18 protein-coding genes are annotated in these 16,588 nt (G+C 72.9%); 5 read left to right on the top strand and 13 right to left on the bottom strand.

The genetic code is table 11. The features are described 5' to 3' along the window. Nucleotides 1-70 precede the first annotated feature (70 nt). The 7 genes from QUG98_RS04325 to QUG98_RS04295 all read right to left on the bottom strand — a co-directional run bounded on the left by QUG98_RS04325 (nt 71) and on the right by QUG98_RS04295 (nt 6,192). The gene (locus QUG98_RS04325; protein ID WP_289469390.1) at nt 71-244 is read right to left on the bottom strand and encodes a cypemycin family RiPP; all 174 of its coding nucleotides are present in this window, start codon (nt 242-244) and stop codon (nt 71-73) included. A gap of 374 nt (nt 245-618) precedes the next feature. After that, on the bottom strand, nt 619-2,088 hold the full coding sequence (locus QUG98_RS04320) for a hypothetical protein (protein ID WP_289469388.1): 1,470 nt from the start codon (nt 2,086-2,088) through the stop codon (nt 619-621). Continuing rightward, nucleotides 2,085-2,720 carry an ABC transporter ATP-binding protein gene (locus tag QUG98_RS04315; protein WP_289469387.1) on the bottom strand — a complete coding sequence of 212 codons (636 nt, stop codon included), beginning with the start codon at nt 2,718-2,720 and terminating at the stop codon, nt 2,085-2,087. The genes QUG98_RS04320 and QUG98_RS04315 overlap by 4 nt, the downstream gene beginning before the upstream one ends. A gap of 41 nt (nt 2,721-2,761) precedes the next feature. Further along, a complete protein-coding gene (locus QUG98_RS04310) occupies nt 2,762-3,370 on the bottom strand; it encodes a DUF3887 domain-containing protein (RefSeq protein WP_289469386.1) in 609 nt (202 codons plus the stop codon). 91 nt (nt 3,371-3,461) lie between these two features. Beyond that, nucleotides 3,462-4,391, bottom strand: coding sequence for an HAD family hydrolase (locus QUG98_RS04305; RefSeq protein ID WP_289469385.1), 930 nt, complete (start codon nt 4,389-4,391; stop codon nt 3,462-3,464). Continuing rightward, on the bottom strand, nt 4,388-5,656 hold the full coding sequence (serS, locus tag QUG98_RS04300; RefSeq protein ID WP_289469384.1) for a serine--tRNA ligase: 1,269 nt from the start codon (nt 5,654-5,656) through the stop codon (nt 4,388-4,390). The genes QUG98_RS04305 and serS overlap by 4 nt, the downstream gene beginning before the upstream one ends. A gap of 74 nt (nt 5,657-5,730) precedes the next feature. Further along, the gene (locus QUG98_RS04295) at nt 5,731-6,192 is read right to left on the bottom strand and encodes a MarR family winged helix-turn-helix transcriptional regulator (RefSeq protein ID WP_289469382.1); all 462 of its coding nucleotides are present in this window, start codon (nt 6,190-6,192) and stop codon (nt 5,731-5,733) included. A 60-nt stretch (nt 6,193-6,252) separates the two neighbouring features. Between QUG98_RS04295 and QUG98_RS04290 the strand changes: the two genes are divergently transcribed. After that, nucleotides 6,253-6,618: a VOC family protein gene (locus QUG98_RS04290; RefSeq protein WP_289469381.1), complete on the top strand. Its 366-nt coding sequence runs from the start codon at nt 6,253-6,255 to the stop codon at nt 6,616-6,618. 109 nt (nt 6,619-6,727) lie between these two features. Beyond that, nucleotides 6,728-7,810: a diacylglycerol/lipid kinase family protein gene (locus QUG98_RS04285; RefSeq protein WP_289469380.1), complete on the top strand. Its 1,083-nt coding sequence runs from the start codon at nt 6,728-6,730 to the stop codon at nt 7,808-7,810. A gap of 48 nt (nt 7,811-7,858) precedes the next feature. On the opposite strand, the gene pheA is transcribed toward QUG98_RS04285, so the two are convergent. The 4 genes from pheA to QUG98_RS04260 are packed head-to-tail and all read right to left on the bottom strand — an operon-like array spanning nt 7,859 to nt 11,825. Beyond that, a complete protein-coding gene (gene pheA, locus QUG98_RS04280; RefSeq protein WP_289469379.1) occupies nt 7,859-8,815 on the bottom strand; it encodes a prephenate dehydratase in 957 nt (318 codons plus the stop codon). Nucleotides 8,816-8,868: 53 nt separating this feature from the next. Beyond that, nucleotides 8,869-9,918 carry a GNAT family N-acetyltransferase gene (locus QUG98_RS16565; RefSeq protein ID WP_353067821.1) on the bottom strand — a complete coding sequence of 350 codons (1,050 nt, stop codon included), beginning with the start codon at nt 9,916-9,918 and terminating at the stop codon, nt 8,869-8,871. A 9-nt stretch (nt 9,919-9,927) separates the two neighbouring features. Then, the gene (locus tag QUG98_RS04265) at nt 9,928-10,383 is read right to left on the bottom strand and encodes a hypothetical protein (protein WP_289469378.1); all 456 of its coding nucleotides are present in this window, start codon (nt 10,381-10,383) and stop codon (nt 9,928-9,930) included. Next, complete coding sequence (locus QUG98_RS04260; RefSeq protein ID WP_289469377.1) at nt 10,380-11,825, bottom strand: molybdopterin-dependent oxidoreductase; 1,446 nt, start codon at nt 11,823-11,825, stop codon at nt 10,380-10,382. The genes QUG98_RS04265 and QUG98_RS04260 overlap by 4 nt, the downstream gene beginning before the upstream one ends. A 54-nt stretch (nt 11,826-11,879) precedes the next feature. On the opposite strand from QUG98_RS04260, the gene QUG98_RS04255 reads away from it, so the two are divergent. The 3 genes from QUG98_RS04255 to QUG98_RS04245 all read left to right on the top strand — a co-directional run bounded on the left by QUG98_RS04255 (nt 11,880) and on the right by QUG98_RS04245 (nt 14,727). Then, nucleotides 11,880-13,313 carry a glycosyltransferase family 87 protein gene (locus QUG98_RS04255; protein ID WP_289469376.1) on the top strand — a complete coding sequence of 478 codons (1,434 nt, stop codon included), beginning with the start codon at nt 11,880-11,882 and terminating at the stop codon, nt 13,311-13,313. Between the two features lie 76 nt (nt 13,314-13,389). Continuing rightward, the gene (moaA, locus tag QUG98_RS04250) at nt 13,390-14,469 is read left to right on the top strand and encodes a GTP 3',8-cyclase MoaA (RefSeq protein WP_434533415.1); all 1,080 of its coding nucleotides are present in this window, start codon (nt 13,390-13,392) and stop codon (nt 14,467-14,469) included. A gap of 9 nt (nt 14,470-14,478) precedes the next feature. Continuing rightward, the gene (locus QUG98_RS04245) at nt 14,479-14,727 is read left to right on the top strand and encodes a MoaD/ThiS family protein (protein ID WP_289469572.1); all 249 of its coding nucleotides are present in this window, start codon (nt 14,479-14,481) and stop codon (nt 14,725-14,727) included. 8 nt (nt 14,728-14,735) lie between these two features. On the opposite strand, the gene QUG98_RS04240 is transcribed toward QUG98_RS04245, so the two are convergent. After that, nucleotides 14,736-15,758 carry an ABC transporter ATP-binding protein gene (locus QUG98_RS04240; RefSeq protein WP_289469375.1) on the bottom strand — a complete coding sequence of 341 codons (1,023 nt, stop codon included), beginning with the start codon at nt 15,756-15,758 and terminating at the stop codon, nt 14,736-14,738. Then, nucleotides 15,755-16,588 carry an ABC transporter permease gene (locus tag QUG98_RS04235; RefSeq protein WP_289469374.1) on the bottom strand — a complete coding sequence of 278 codons (834 nt, stop codon included), beginning with the start codon at nt 16,586-16,588 and terminating at the stop codon, nt 15,755-15,757. The genes QUG98_RS04240 and QUG98_RS04235 overlap by 4 nt, the downstream gene beginning before the upstream one ends.

Here is a 16,588-nt window from a genome sequence, read left to right as displayed (position 1 = left end):
CTCCGCGCCCGGTGACCGAGCGGCGGAGCGGCTCCCCGCCCGGTGACCGGACGGGGAGCGCTCGTTGCGCCTAGCAGATGAGGCAGATGGTGCTCCCTGCGACCACGTACTCGGCCGCTGCGGGCGTGAACACGACGGTCGGCGTGGTCATCGCCGGAATCGAGCTGTCTCCGCCGATCTCAGCGTCGACGGACCGGAGTGCGGAGTTCGCGAACGCCTGCACCTCGAGGATCTCTGACTGCATGTGACTCTCCCTTTCCTGAACGCCGGTGCCCCTGCACCGGCGGATTCGCCTCCCTCGGAGACGGCTGTGTCCGGCGTTCGAGCACGCCGAACAGGTCGACCAGGAGCAGTCGAGAGCACATGGCTCCAACACGCGGCGACACACCACTCAGGCGCAACGTTGCGCCGAGCGATCAGCACCCGCTCGCTCCCGAAGACATCGGTTGCGATCGGCGATCACGTTCGCTGCGACATGGTTCCCCCGTTCGCGCTGCATCGCTGCAGCTCCCCCTCGGGCGTGCTGATCAGCACCCCTCGCCACCGGATGCCCCTCGATCGGGTGACGTGACACGACGCTAGCAAGGTCCCTCGGTCGTGTCCAGGACCGCCGCTGGATCAGGGCCGCCGTGCCCACCGGACGACGAGGACGACGAGGAGGATCACCGCGATCGCCCCGGCGCCGACGGCGGAACCGACCCCCACGGCCGAGCCGACGAGGACGGTCAGCACGAAGGAGTCCATTGCCCACAGCACCCGGATGACCGGCATCGGGTCGCCCATGGCGGACGGCGCCGGGGTGAGGAGGAACAGCGGCGTCGGTCCTCGCAGCGCGTCGCTTCCTCGGGCCACCGCGGCGGCGACCGCCAGGACGACGGCGTGGACGAGCGCGACGACGGGCACCCCCGCAGCGACTCCCGTGCCGGCGGCCACCGCTCCCGTCACGAGCACGGGCGCGCCGAGGGGCAGGATGCCGTGACAGAGGAGCAGGACCCCATCACGGACGCCGTAGAGCGGAAGGTCCGACGCGACGCGCGCTGCGTGGTAGAGACCGGCCGACAGCGACCCCGTCCCCGAGTACACGAGCACGGCAGCGCCGACGCCGAGGAGCGCGCCGTACGGCCCGGAGACGGCTGCGACCACCAGGAGACCACCGCCCGCCGCCGACAGCAGCACGCCGGTCAGGAGCCGTTCCGGCGTCCGGACTACCGCGACGAGGTCCCGGACGACGACGAGGACGGCGACCGACCTCGACGTCACGACGGCACTGAGTCTCCGCCCCCACGAGGGCAGCGCGTGGTACGTGCCCGAGGCCGAACTCAGGTCGAGGCTGACAGCGTGCGCGATCGCCGTGTCCCACGCGGCGGCCTGCTCGGAGAGCCGCGCCGGTTCGACACGCTCGAGGAGTGCGGGGACGCTCGTGAGCGCGGCCACGGCGATCACCACGGTGACGAGGGTCGTGAGGGGCACGACCTCCGGCCGTACCCAGGCCCAGGCCCAGAGCGGACGGTCCGGCGAAACCAGCGCGACCCCGCCGAGGAGGAGCACGGCACCCGCCGCCCAGGTCGACACCCTCGGCACCGCCTCGCCGAGGAGCCACAGGACCGCCGCGACCGCGCCGAACGCGGCCCCGCGGACGACGAAGTCGACGACGGGACCGATCACACCCACGTCGCCCCCCAGCGCCGCTGAGCCGACCAGGCCGGCCACACCCGCGAAGCAGGACGCCACGCATGCCGTCGACAGCGAGACGACCCGGCCGAACGCCCGGATCCGCGGCACGTCGCTGTCCGCCAGGACGTGCACGAGGATCGGTGCCAGGACGGCCGGGCCGCGTCGGCGACCGACGAGCAGCGCAGTGGACCACGACGCAGTCAGCAGGAACGCTGCGACCGACGGCGCCATCGGTGATGTGAGCGTCGCCGACGCGGGCGGGGTCGAGAGACCGATCCAGGTCGCCCGGACGACCGGCGCCACCACGATGAGCCCGACGAGCACCAGCGCGTACGCGATGAACGCGCGGTCTCCCACCGTCCGCTCGTCGCGACGGCGCCAGATCTCGAAGACGGCCGCGGCGCGCTTCGTCATCGCGACCCGTCGGCGTCGAGGTCGACGACGTGGTCGGCCAGGCTGTCGGCGAGGGTCGTACTGTGCGTCGCGATGACGAGCGCCGCTCCAGCATCCCGGCGCCCTGCGAGGACGTCACGCACTCCGGCGAGTCGGTCCTGGTCGAGGCGTTGTTCCGGCTCGTCGAGGACGAGGACGTCGAACGGTCGAGCGAGCACGAGGGCGAGCGCCGCGACCTGGAGCTGCCCGGTCGACAGCTCATGCGGGAAGCGACGATCGAGCCGCTGGAGGTCGAGCGATCCGATCGTTTCGGCAGCGACTGCCTCCGCTTCGTCGGGATCGCTGAACCACGTCGCCGACACCATGCGGACGTGGTCGCGGATCGTGAGGTCCGGTGCCATCGGCGGCAGCCCGATCATCGCAGCGAGACGACGTCGGAACGTCGCGTCACGCTTGGAGATCCGCTCACCACCGACGGTTGCGCTCCCCGAGGTCGGCGTCCGCATCCCCGCGACGACACGGAGGAGCGTCGACTTGCCCGCGCCGTTGCGCCCCCGGACGACCACCGCCTGCCCGCGCCCGACCGCGACGCTCGTCCTGGGGAGGAGCGTCGTGCCGTCCACGACGACCTCGACGTCGCGCAGGTCGACCACGGTGTCCTGCTCGGGAGCTGTGGACCGACCCGGGACGGGGGTCACGACGCCGGCCCGGCGAGCACGAGCAGTCCGGAGATGCGACGGTCGTCGCGGAACGCGATGCGGGCGGTGAAGTCGCCCGCCTCGAACGCGAGGGGCGTGTTCGTGACGGTGAGCCCGGCGGAGCGCACGGACTCGGTCTCACCACGACGCTCGAACGCCCCCGCCGCGGCGATGATCTGCGTCCACGCGGCGGCGAGGCCGTCGGTGGTGACCGTCCGGAGCATCGCATCGTCGAACTGGCTGGTCACCTGGTCCCATCGTCCGGACGCGAGCAGGTCGATCACGGATGCTGCCAGCTCGGTCGCGTCGGGGAGCACGGCGATGTCGAGCGTCGCGCCGGTCGCCGGGTCGACCGGCTTGCCGAACCGCTGGAACGCCGCCTGCCGAGAGACCCCGAGGACGTCCCCGATCTGCTGCCACGTGACACCTTCATTGCGCGCGCGTTCCACCGAAGCCGCCAAGAGCGCCGTCGCCTGTTCACAGACGCGGTTCGCCGCTGCCACCGTGTCCAGTGGCTCCTGCCCGTCCCCGAGGACGGGCGAGGCGATGATGTCGCCGACGGCACGATGCACGTTCGACGCCTGCTCGTAGAGATTCGGTTGCACTCGTCAAGCCTACATTGACACGAGTACCCAGGCCGGACTCGAGGTGGCAGCGCCGGCTGCCAACCCCGCGGGAGCCTCAGGCAGCCGAGGACTACCGCGGCAGCGTGTCCAGCGCCGCGGCCAGCCCGTCGTCGGTCACGCCGCCGGTCAGCTCGTTGCCCGCGTCCACGACGTCGTCCGGAGCCTGTCCCATCACGACACCGCGACCCGAGGTCGACGCCCACCGCAGCATGTCGATGTCGTTCCGCCCGTCACCCGCCGCCATGACGCGGGAGCGAGGGATGTCGAGCCACTCGCGGACGCGCTCCATCGCGGTCGCCTTCGTCACGCCCTCGGGAGCGATGTCGAGCCACGACGTCCACCCGACCGAGTACGACACCTTCTGCAGTCCCATCCGCTCGACGACCTGCAGGAAGTCCTCGGTGTCGTGCCCGGGCGAGATGACGACCACGCGCGTGGCCTCGGTGCCGAGCAGCTGCTCGAAGGGCACGTGCTCACCGGCGACGGTCATGGTGTCGTCGGGGAAGTTCCCGGAGAGCAGGAAGTGCCCGGTCTCGTCCTCGACCCCGAAGGCGGCGTTCGCGAGCGCCCCGTGGATGACCTGCAGGACCTCGGTCGGGTCGAAGCGCTCGACGTGGACCCGGCGGTACGAGCCGTCGTCCTGACGAGCGAGGGTCAGGGCACCGTTGGCGCACACGACGTACTTCGAGCGGAGCCCGAGGCGCTCGAGCAGCGGGATCGTCATGCCCTCGCTGCGGCCGGTGGAGAGCATGACCTCGTGCCCGGCGGCTTCGGCATCGCGGACGGCGTTGATCACCGTGTCCGTGATGACGCCGTCCTCGCGCATGGTCGTGCCGTCGACGTCGAGCGCGACGAGCCACCGCTTCGTCCGCGCGGGCGCCGCGGCGCCACCTGCCGGAGCACCCGCAGCCGCACCGGCCGCGACACCACCGGACGCAGCACCGACTGCGGACGCGCCGCCCTGCGCCGACCCGTCGACGAACCGCTCGTGGGCACTCATCGGGGCTCGATGACCTCGACGCCGCCCAGGTAGGGACGCAGCACCTCGGGCACGACCACCGACCCGTCGGCCTGCTGGTGGGTCTCGAGGATCGCGACGATCCAGCGGGTGGTCGCGAGCGTGCCGTTGAGGGTCGCGACCGGAGCGGTCTTCCCGCTCTCGGTGCGGTACCGGACGTCGAGACGGCGGGCCTGGAACGTGGTGCAGTTCGACGTCGACGTGAGCTCGCGGAAGGTGCCCTGCGTCGGCACCCACGCCTCGATGTCGTACTTGCGCGCCGCGCTCGTACCGAGGTCACCGCCGGCGACGTCGATCACGCGGTAGTGCAGCCCGAGGTCCTGCATCATCGACTCCTGCATCGCGACGAGGCGCTGGTGCTCCGCCTCGGCCTGCTCGGGGAGCACGTACGAGAACATCTCGAGCTTGTTGAACTGGTGCACGCGGAGGATGCCACGGTTGTCCTTGCCCGCGGACCCGGCCTCGCGCCGGTAGCAGGTCGACCAGCCGGCGTAGCGGACCGGGTCGCCGGACTCGTCGAACGACAGGATCTCGTCGGCGTGGAACCCGGCGAGGGCGACCTCGCTCGTGCCGGTCAGGTACAGGTCGTCGGCCTCGAGCCGGTAGACCTCCGCCGCGTGCTCGCCGAGGAACCCGGTGCCCGCCATCGTCTCCGGACGCACGAGCGTCGGCGTGATGAGCGGCTCGAACCCGTGCTGCACCGCACGGTCGAGCCCGAGGTTCATGAGCGCGATCTCGAGCCGGGCGCCGAGGCCGCGGAGGAAGTAGAAGCGCGACCCGGAGACCTTGACGCCGCGCGGGATGTCGATGATGCCGAGGTGCTCGCCGAGGTCGGCGTGGTCCTTCGGCTCGAAGTCGAACTCGGGCTTCGTGCCGACCGTGCGGAGCGTGACGAAGTCGTCCTCGCCGCCCTTCGGCACGTCCGGCAGCACGACGTTGGGGATCGCGCGCACGACGCGGTCGAAGGTCTCCTCGGCCGCGGTGACCTCGGCCTGGGCCTCCTTCACCTTCGCGGCGAGGGCCTGCGCCTGCTGCACGAGCGCGGCCTTCTCGTCCTTCGGGGCCTTCGCTACGGTCTTGCCGAACGCGTTCTGCTCGGCGCGGAGCGCCTCGAACGACGTGATCGCAGCGCGCCGCGCGGTGTCTGCGGACACCGCGTCGTCGACGACGGAGACGGAGGCGCCGCGCGCCTCCTGCGAGGCCTTGATGAGGTCAGGGTTGTCGCGCAGGAGCTGCAGATCGATCACCGGATCATCCTAGAGGGCGCGTGTGACCGCCGGACGGGAGGCCCGTGGCGGCCCCGCCACGGGCCTCCCGTCCGTCACCCGGTCGCGTCCGACGGGCGCTCGTCGCGCAGGGCGGCGACCATCCCGCGCAGCAGGCGGAAGGCCGCTGCGCGGCCCTCCTCGTCGAGGTCGCGCGTCATGCGCAGCTCCACCTCGCGAACGGCCGCGCTCGCCGCCTCGCGCTGCCGCCGGCCTGCCTCGGTGAGCGTGGTGGGCAGCACCTTGCCCGACGTGGGGGTGGACGGCCGGGTGACGATGCCCTCGCGTTCGAGCTGCTGCAGGAGCGTGTTCATCGACTGCCGCGTGACGAAGGTGCCGCGCGCCAGCTCCGAGTTGGACATGCCGGGGCGCTGGGCGAGCAGTTCGAGGCACGAGTAGTGCGTGATCGTCATGCCGAGCGGGCGGAGGGCATCCTCCATGGCGGTCCGCAGCGCGCTGGCCGCCTCCTTCAGGGCGTAGCCGACCGAGCTGTCGAGATCGATACGGGCTTGACGCATGTCAGGAGTCTGACACATACTGCTTGTGTCAGGCATCTGACACAGACGAAGGAGCACACCATGCCCGCCACCGGGATCGACTTCACCTCGCTGCAGGTCCGTGACCTCGACGCCTCGCAGGCGTTCTACGAGCGGTACCTCGGACTCGTCCGCTCGCCCGCCGGGCCACCGCACGCGGTGGTGTTCCGGACCGAGCCGATCGCGTTCGCCCTGCGCGACCTCGTCGAGGGGACGGACCTGTCCGCCGGGCGGCCCGCCCTCGGCGTCGCGCTGTGGTTCCACGCGACCGACGTCCAGGCGATCCACGACGCGCTGGTCGCCGACGGACACCCGATCGTCACCCCGCCGTTCGACGGGCCGTTCGGGCGGACGTTCACGTTCGCGGACCCGGACGGGTACGCGATCACGCTGCACGACCGGCGCTGAGCCCGGGCGGCCCGGCTCGGGACGGCCCGGTCCGCCGCCCGTCGCTCGCCGGACCGGTCCGTGCCCGACGGCCGGTCGCTCGCAGGTGTCCGTCGGTAACGTCGGCAGCATGTCGACACCATCGGAGACTGCGCCCGCGGGCCAGGACGCCCTCCCGACCGAGCAGAAGACGGCAGCGGTCGTCTACAACCCGGTCAAGGTGCACCTGGAGACGCTGCAGCGCACCGTCGCGGAGCACGAGCAGGAGGCCGGCTGGGCCGAGACCCTGTGGTTCGAGACCACGGAGGAGGACCCGGGCGGCGGCATGGCGACGGCCGCGCTCGAGGCCGGGGCCGACGTCGTGGCCGCGGCCGGCGGTGACGGCACCGTCCGCGCCGTCGCCGAGGTCGTGCACGGCTCCCCCGCCGCCCTCGCCCTGCTGCCGAGCGGCACCGGCAACCTGCTCGCCCGGAACATCCCGTCGCCCATCGACGACCTGGCGGCGAGCGTCCGGACGATCTTCCGGGGCGAGGACCGCCCGATCGACTTCGGCCAGCTCGAGGTCGAGCGCGAGGGCGGCGAGCGCGAGCAGTTCGGCTTCGTCGTCATGGCCGGGCTCGGACTCGACGCCCGCATGCTCGCCAACACGAACGACGACCTGAAGAAGAAGGTCGGCTGGCTCGCCTACGTCGACTCGCTGTTCCGCTCGGTGCGCGACGCCGACGCCTTCGAGTTCCGTTACCGGCTCGACGGCGAGAGCAACCAGTCGGTGCGCGCGCACTCGCTCATCGTCGGCAACTGCGGCATGCTGCAGGCCGGCGCGACGCTCCTGCCGGACGCCGAGATCGACGACGGCGTGTTCGACATCGTCGTGATGCGCCCGCGCGGGTTCTTCGGGTGGGTCCGGATCGGCGCGCGGGTGTTCTGGGAGAACGCGATCCTGCGCTCGTTCCGCCGCTCGAAGATCGGGCAGACCCAGGTCGGCAAGCGCATCGCCACCGCCGCCCGCGAGGAACGACCGCTCCGGTACATCCGCGGCGAGGAGTTCGTGGCACGGCTCGAGCGTCCGGACGAGTTCGAGATCGACGGCGACCCCGTCGGCGAGGTCGTGGCGTTCAAGGCGAAGATCGACGCCGGTGGCCTGCGGGTGCGCGTCGCCGGCCCGCAGGACCAGACCAGGAACACCCGCCGGGTCGAGAACGCCCACAGCTGACCGGGGTCCCCGACTCCGACGGCCGCTGACCGCCGACCGCCGCCGGGCTCAGCCGGCGTCGGTCTCGCCGGAGACGATGGCGCGGAGCCAGTCCCGGGCCTCGACGAACGCCTCGTCCGAGTAGCGTGCGGAGACCTCCGGGCGGAAGCCGTCCGCCCGCGGGTACGAGCCGAGGAACGTCACGCGCGGGCTGAACCGTCGCAGGCCCAGCAGGGCATCGGCCACGCGCTCGTCGTGCACGTGGCCGTCGAGGTCGATCACGAACCGGTAGCGGCCGAGCTCGTCGCCGATCGGCCGCGAGGACAGCAACCCCATGTTGATGCCCCGCGTCGCGAACTGCTCGAGCATGTCGACCAGCGCACCGGGGTGCTCGCTCGGCAGCTCCACGATGACGCTCGTCTTGTCCGCTCCGGTGCGCTCCGGGATCGCGAGCGTGCGCGAGACGAGCACGAACCGGGTGACCGCCGAGGCGTTGTCGCCGATCGACGACGCGAGCACGGCCAGGTCGTGGTGGTCGGTGATCCCGGGCGGCGCCACCGCGGCGTCGGCGACGGGGTGCTCGTCGAGCAGCGCGGTCGCGGCGGCGACGTTCGACGACGCCGGGATGTGCCCGTGCCCGGGGACGTTCGCCTCGAGCCACCCGTGCGTCTGGGCGTACGCCACCGGGTGCGCGTTGACCGTCCGCACGTCGGACAGGGCGGTGCCGTGCCGGGCGACGAGCACGAAGTCGACGGGCACGAGGTACTCGCCCACGATCCGCACGCCGGGGATCCGCGCCAGGGCGTCCTGCGTCGCGCTGACCCCGCCGTCGACGCTGTTCTCGATCGCGATCACCGCGCCGACCGACCGACCGGTGACGACGTCGTCGAGTGCCTCGCCGACGTTGTTCACGCTCCGCCAGGGCTTGCCGGCCGCGGCCTCGACGAGCTTCAGTGCCGCCTCGGTGAAGGTGCCGGCTGGTCCGAGGTAGGAGTACGTGTCGGACGGCGTGGCACGGTCGGTCATGCGCCAGATCCTACTGGTGTACCAGCGGCCCGTGGCCCGATCGGCGCCGGGCGTCAGAAGCGGACGAGCATGGTGTCCGAGTCGCCGTTCCGCCCGACGGTGCGGAACCCGGCCCGCTCGTACGTGATCCGCGCCCCGGTGTTCCCGTCCTCGACGCTCAGACTGACGCCCGGCCACCCCGCGGCCCGTCCGGTGTCGAGCAGCCGGGCGAGCAGCGCCGTGCCGATCCCCCGGCCGCGCCCGCGCTCGTCGACGGCCATCCTGAGCTCCGGGACGTCCTCGGCCACGAACCCGTACCCCGGGTCGTCCGCCGGCAGGAACCGCACCCAAGCCACCCCGATCGGCCCGTCGCCGTCCACCGCGACGACGCCGTGGTCGCGGGCCGAGTCGAAGCCGACGACGTAGTGTGCGAACTCCGGACGGTCGAGGTCGGCATCGACGAAGGACGTCGTCTGCCAGTTCATCGCCGCGAGCATCGCGTGCCGGAGCAGTGCCCCGTCGTCGGCGGTCGCCTCCCGGAACAGCACACCGGCCGGGGCCGCCGGCGCGGATGCGGACGCACCGGACCGCGCTCCACCGGTGAGGCGCTCCTCGCAGAGCACCTCGTCCTCGTCACGCGGGTACGTCAGCGCCGCGAAGCGCCCCTCGGGATCGAGCCGCCCGAGCAGCGCACGCGTGATGCCGTCGAGCTGGCGGACCTGCTCGTCGCTCAACGCGTCGATGACGAAGCGACGGGCGGTCCGCACGTGGTCGGGCGCCGCCGCGACGATCGCCGCGAACCCCTCGTCGGTCAGCCGGACGTCGGTCGCGCGGCGGTCGTCGACGGACGGGCACCGGCTCACGAGTCCGCGCTTCTCGAGCCGCGACACCACGTGCGACAGGCGCGGGAGCGACGCGTTCGTCGCCGCGGCGAGCGCCGACATCCGGAGCGTGCGCGACTCGGTCTCGGACAGCATCGCGACCACCATGTAGTCGAAGTGCGTCAGGTCCGCGTCCCGCTGCAGCTGCTGGTCGAGCGCGGCCGGCAGGAGCTCCATGACGGCGACGAGCTTCATCCACGCGCGGAGCTGGTCGCGCGTGAGCCAGGGCGTCTCGACCGTCATGCCGCCATGCTAGCCATTGGTTGTCGATGCAACCAGTGGTGCCGTCCGTCGGCGAGCTCGGACGACCCCGACCACGAGGGCGACGACCACCACGGCGAGCAGGACCCCCTCGACCACGAGCAGCCGCGTCGTGTAGTCGAACGGCAGCACGGTCGGGTTCTTCTGCCCGTGGTGCTTCGCGGCGATCTCCGGCAGCACCACGAGGGCGAGCACGCACCCGAGCACGACGGCGGTCTGCACGACCACGAGCACCCCGGCGCCGAGCCGCCGCCCGGTCCGCCGGAGCAGGAGTCCGGCGCCCACCACGAACGGCGACAGGACCGCGTCGTGCAGCACGACCGCGCCGAGCAACCAGGTCGCCAGGCCCCAGATGCGGGCCGGCCGGACGGTCGTCACGAGCACGTACGCACCGAACGCCATCACCAGCACGCCCACGACGACGAGCACGATCCTCGCGGCCCTCATCGGATCACCTCGATCTTCCCGATCCACTTCGTCTGCAGCACACCGGGTCGTCCCGGCGCGATGACCCGGGCGGGGAACCCGTGGTCCAGGTCGAGCGTCTTCCCGTTCACCTCGAGCGCCAGGAGCGTCGTCGGGTCGGACGCGTACTCCGGGCCCATCTCGGTCACCCGGTACCCGCCGCTCTTCTCGAGGCTCGTGATCCGCAGGGCTGACGCCGGGTCGGCCTGCACCGACGCGAGCAGGTCGCGCACCCGGACCCCGCGCCACGACGCCATCTGGCTCCAGCCCTCCACGCACGAGATCGGCAGGTCCGCCGTGGCGGTGCCCAGGGCGACGAGCTCCGCCCGCGAGAACGTCCGCGTGACGTCCGGGCCGACCACGGTCAGTGCCCAGTCCGCCGCGGTCGCGGTCGCCAGCACCCCGGCCGCTCGTGCGGTCCGGTTCACCGGCAGGTCGTCCGGGCCGATGTGGCGCTGGCGTGCGCCGAAGACGTTGAGCGGTTCGAGCAGCCGGTTCGACTGTCCGGCGGTGAGCGCGACGACCCCGACGGTCGCCGCGGTGACGCCCGCCACGAACCCACGGCGTGCGATCCGCTGGCGGGACCCGCTGAGCGCATCGTCGCCGTGCTCCGGCCGGGAGGCACGACCCGTCCCCGTCCCGTCGGCGCCGTCCCCGAGACCCGCGCCCAGCGACAGATCACGCGCCGCGGACGCCGAGTCCGGTCGCGCTGCCCGAGTCTCGGCAGCACCCGCCGGCGCGGCCGGCGCAGCCGGCGCAGCCGGCGCAGCCGGGCCGTCCACCCACCGCAGCAGGCGGCCGGTCAGGCCACGGGGGTACGAGCCGACCGTCTGCTCGTCCGCAGTGCGCTCGCCCAGGGCGGGGCGGGCCTCCCGGCCGTCCGGCAGCAGCTCGCTGCCCACCGTCGGGTCCGCGACGAACCGGCCGTCCGCGTCGTAGGCGTCCCGTGCCCGCCAGTAGCGCGCGATGATCGGCAGCTTCGACGCGATGTGCACGATCAGCGACCCGATGATCACGTACGCCATCGCGTTGTGCACCTGACGGAACGGGAACGGCCACGGGTACCACTGGTACGTGTTGAGCAGACCGGTGCCGACCTGCACGATCGACGCGGACACGAGCACGGCGATCGACAGCCGCTCGAGCAGGTGCAGCACGCCGCGCACGGGCGGCACCTGTGCCAGCGCGGGCATGACGACGTTCAGCTTGGCGAGGAGCAACGGGATGATCGCGATGCCCGCCGTGATGTGCAGGCCCTGCGTGAACTGGTAGAGCTGCGTCGGCCGGGTCGGGAAGCGCATCCAGGGCAGCGGGTCCTGCAGCAGGTGGCTGTAGACGCCGGTACCGAAGCACACCACGAACGCGACTCCGAGCAGGCGCCCCCAGACCACCGCCGAGCGGGCGTTGCGGTTCGGCGAGGCCATCACTGCCCGTGCGTCCAGCAGGACCCGTCGGACGATCGGTAGCCTCGGGGAACCATGAGCAGACGACCGCGCGCCGCCTCCGTCCCGACGTCCGCGATCGTCTCGACGGTCCTGTCCGTCGTGGGCGTGCTGGCGCTGGCGGGTGTCATCGCCTTCGGCATCACGCATCTGGGGTTCCTCCGTGCCGGTCATCGTGCACCATTCGTCGCCTGGACGCTCATCGCTTGGACGGTCTTCGCCGGAGCAGCCCTCGCGTTGCGCTTCGTGCCCCGCGGGTGGATGACCCGGATCGTCCTCGGCGGTGCGGTCGTGGTCGGGGTCGCGGCGCTCGTCGGTCCGCCGAACACCAGTACCGACTCTGCCCGGTACGCCTGGGACGGCATCGTGCAGCACGCCGGGATCTCCCCCTACGCGTACACGCCGCAGTCGAACGCGCTGGCCGACCTGCGCCCGGACTGGCTCTTCCCGGACAAGATCGACGGCACGTGCGAACCGCTCGAGCCCCGGATGCGCGGCCTCGGCGACGGTGCTGACGGCCACTGCGTCGCGATCAACCGGCCGGACGTCGTGACGATCTACCCGCCGATGGCGCAGCTGTGGTTCGCCGGGGTCCGTGCCTTCGTGCCGGCCACCGCGCAGTACATGCCGTTCCAGGTCGCCGGGCTCCTCGTCTCGCTCGGTGTCACCGTCGGTCTGGTGATGGTGCTCCGCCGCATCGGTCGGCCGACCTGGTGGGCGGCGCTCTGGGCGTGGTCGCCGCTCGTCGCGTCCGAGGCGGTGACGAACTCGCACGTCGACGTCCTCGGCGCCGCACTGGCCACCGCGGGCGTCGTGCTCGTCGCCTTCGGTCGGCCGGTCTGGGGCGGGATCGCCCTCGGCGCGGCGACGGCCACGAAGCTCATCCCGGCGATCGTCTACCCACCCCTGCTCGGTCGGTGGCGGTACTGGTGGGCGATCCCGGTCGGCATCGCGACCTTCGCGCTGCTCTACGTGCCCTACGTGATCAGCACCGGTGTCAAGGTCCTCGGGTACCTGCCGGGCTACCTGTCCGAGGAGGGCTACGAGGACGGCTCCCGCTTCGCCCTGGTGTCGTACGTGGTCCCCGGCGACGCCGCGACGGTCGTCGTCGGGCTCGTGGTGCTGCTGGCCGCGGTGGTCTCCTGGCGCCTCGCTGACCCGGCACGGCCCTGGTCGGCCGAGGTGTTCATGATCGGTGTGACCTTCCTGGCCGTGACCCCGCGCTACCCCTGGTACGCGCTGCTCCTCATCCCGTTCGTGGTCCTCTCCGGCCGGTGGGAGTGGATGGCGCTGAACCTCGCCATCGCCCTGCGCGGGGTGTGGCCCTCGGCGCCGGCGTTCCGGTGGTGGCTCCTCGCCGCGGTGCTCGTGATCCTGGTCGTGACGCTCGTCCGGACCCGGCGCGAGGACTGGGTGCGCTGGGGGCGTCGACTCGACCCGCGCAGACGAGCCCGCGTCGGCGCGGGGTGACCTTCCCGATGATCCCGCGTCAGCGCCGGGGAGCCGCCCAGCCGTCCCGTCGGCGGGGCGCGGTAGCATCGGCCGGGTGACGGCACGGATCCTGCCCTCGACCGGCCTGCTGCGCCGGGTGCGCAGCGAGTCGCCGGCCCTCCCACCTCGACCCGACGACGACCCCGGCCTGGTCGACCGGTTCGCCCGGCGCGCCGTCGACCTGCGGGTCTCGCTCACCGAACGGTGCAACCTCCGCTGCACGTACTGCATGCCGGCGGAGGGCCTGCCGGTGATCCCGTCGGACGCCCTGATGACGGCGGCGGAGATCGACCGCCTGGTCGGCCTGGCCGCCCGTACCCTCGGTGTCCGTAAGGTCCGGTTCACCGGTGGTGAGCCGCTCCTGCGCGCCGACCTCGTCGACATCGTCCGCCGGTGCTCCGCCCACGACGTCGAGCTGTCGATCACCACGAACGCGATCGGCCTGGCGAACCGTGCGCAGGCCCTGGCGGACGCCGGACTGCGCCGCGTCAACGTCTCGCTCGACACCGTCGACCCCGACGTCTTCGCCGAGGTCACCCGGCGTCCGTTCCTCGACCGCGTGCTCGAGGGCATCGCCGCCGCGGCGGACGCCGGCCTCGGGGTCAAGGTCAACGCCGTGCTGCTCCGCGGGGTGAACGACCACCTGGCGGTCGACCTGCTCGCCTGGTGCCTCGAGCGCGGCCACGAGCTGCGGTTCATCGAGCAGATGCCCCTCGACCCCGGGCACGCGTGGGACGGCGCGACGATGGTCACGGCCGAGGAGACCCGCGCCCTGCTCGGCGAGCACTACCGACTCGAACCGGACGAGGCCCCTCGTGACGGCGCCCCCGCCGAGCGCTACCGGGTGTCCACGCTCGACGGCGCGCCGCTCGGCACCGTCGGGGTGATCGCGAGCATCACCGAGTCGTTCTGCGCCGACTGCACCCGCACCCGCCTGACCGCCGAGGGGCACGTGCGCTCCTGCCTGTTCTCGGACGACGAGGTCGACCTGCTCGGCCCCCTGCGCGCCGGCGCGGACGACGACGTCCTGCTCGACACCTGGCGGCGGGCGATGTGGGCGAAGCCGCGCGACCACGGCGACGACGCGGACGGGATCGTGCACCCGTCCCGCGGCATGAGTGCGATCGGAGGCTGACCGGTGACGATGATGCGGTTCTTCGCCGCGGCCCGGGCGGCCGTCGGACAGGACGAGACCACGGTGGACGCGATGACGCTCGACGAGCCCACGCTCGACGCGGCCCTGCGGAGCGTCACGGCGGCCGACCCGGACCGCTGGACGGCGCTGCAGGAGCGGTGCTCGTACCTGGTCGACGGCGTCACGACGCGCGACCGGTCGACGTCGCTCGACGGCGTCGCGACCGTCGACGTGATGCCGCCGTTCGCCGGCGGCTAGGGAGCCCCTCACCGGGGCGCGTAGACGCTGACCTCGTCGGGCTCGACGGTCATCCGGACGTCGGTGCCCGGTGCGAGGTCGAGTGCGGCGGCCGTCGCCACGGTCACGTCCGCCACCAGATCGCCGGCCTGCACCCGCACGAGACCGTCCCGCGGCTCCACCGCGGTCACCGTCCGCGCGAGACCGGGTCCGTCCCGACGTACACGGACGGCGGTCGGGTGCAGCGCCGCCACCGCGGGTCGGCCGGGAGGCACGGCGTGCGTCCCCGACACCAGCGCACCCCCGCCGTCGGGTGCGATCCCGGTCGCGGTGGCCGTCCCGGTGACCAGCAGCAGCCCCGAGAACGACGCCGCGAAGGGCGTGCGTGGCTGTCGGAGCACGACGGCGGTCGGGCCCTCCTCGACCACACGGCCGTCCTGCAGCACCACGATGCGGTCGGCGAGCGCGACGGCCTCGAGCGGGTCGTGCGTGACGAGGAGCGTCGGACGGCCCCTGCGCGCGGTGTGCAGGGCAGCGCGCACCTCGGCACGGGCGTCGACGTCGAGCGCCGTGGTCGGCTCGTCGAGCAGCAGCAGCACGGGGTCGGTCGCGAGCGCGCGGGCGATCGCGACCCGCTGCGCCTGGCCGCCGGACAGCGTGGTCGGTGACCGGTCGGCGAGACCGGACGCCCCGACGGCGGCGAGGGCCGTGGCGGCGCGGCGCCGTGCCTCCCGGCCGCTCGCGCCCGTGGCCCGCGGACCGAAGGCGACGTTGCCGGTCACCGTCCGGTGGGCGAAGAGGTCCGCGCGCTGCGCGACCAGGCCGACCCGGCGGCGGTGCGTCGGCACGGCCGTCAGGTCGCGGTCGTCGAGCACGACGCTGCCGTCGCGGGAGCGGAGGAGACCTGCGAGGGTCTCGACGACCGTCGACTTGCCGGCACCGTTCGGGCCGACCAGGGCGACGCACGCGTCGGGGCCGATCGTCAAGCGGACGTCGACGTCCCGCTCCGGGACGACGACGTGCGCGCGGAGTCCCGCTCCCCCGACCGTCACGTCGTCACCGGGCGGGTGCGCACCGTCGTCGTCCCGATCACGACGAGGGCGACGACGACGAGGACGAGCGCGAGGGCGACGGCGGTGTCCGGGTCGACCTCGCGCTGCAGGTAGACCTCGAGCGGGAGGGTCCGCGTGACCCCCTGCAGACTGCCGGCGAAGGTGAGCGTGGCGCCGAACTCGCCGAGCGCCCGCGCGCCGCAGAGCACCAGGCCGGAGGTGATGCCCGGGAGCGCACGCGGCGTCGTGACGGTCAGGAAGGTGCGCGTGGGCCCGGCGCCGAGGGTCGCGGCGACCCGCTCGGCCCGGCCGTCCCCGGTGCGGAGCGCCCCCTCGATCGACGAGACGAGGAACGGCATCGCGACGAAGACCTGGGCCATCACCACCGCCGTCGTGGTGAAGGCGATCCGCAGCCCGTGCTCGTCGAGGAACGCGCCGAGCACGCCGAGCCGACCGAACGCCGCGAGCAGGGCGAGACCGCCGACGACCGGCGGGAGCACCAGCGGCAGCAGGACCAGTGCCCGCAGGACCCCGACCCACCGCGACGTCGAGCGGGCGAAGAGCACGGCGAGCGGGTAGCCGAGGACGAACGAGACGCCGGTGGCCGCCGCGGCGGTGCCGAGGCTCAGCCCGAGTGCGGTGGTCGACGCGGGCGACGTGACCAGGGCGACGAAGGACGACCAGTCGACCCGGCCGACCATCGCCGCGACGGGCACGACGACGAACAGCCCGCCGAGGACCGCCGGGACCGGCAGCCACCACGGCACGGGGGTCCGCTGGTGGCCCCGGGACGTCCTGGTCGTCGGCGTCGTGTGCTCCGGCTGGCGCAT

This window comes from Curtobacterium subtropicum (assembly GCF_030362975.1).
GTDB lineage: Bacteria > Actinomycetota > Actinomycetes > Actinomycetales > Microbacteriaceae > Curtobacterium > Curtobacterium subtropicum.
The sequence above is the reverse complement of the archived record's forward strand: the minus strand, read 5'-3'. Positions and strand labels throughout refer to the sequence as shown.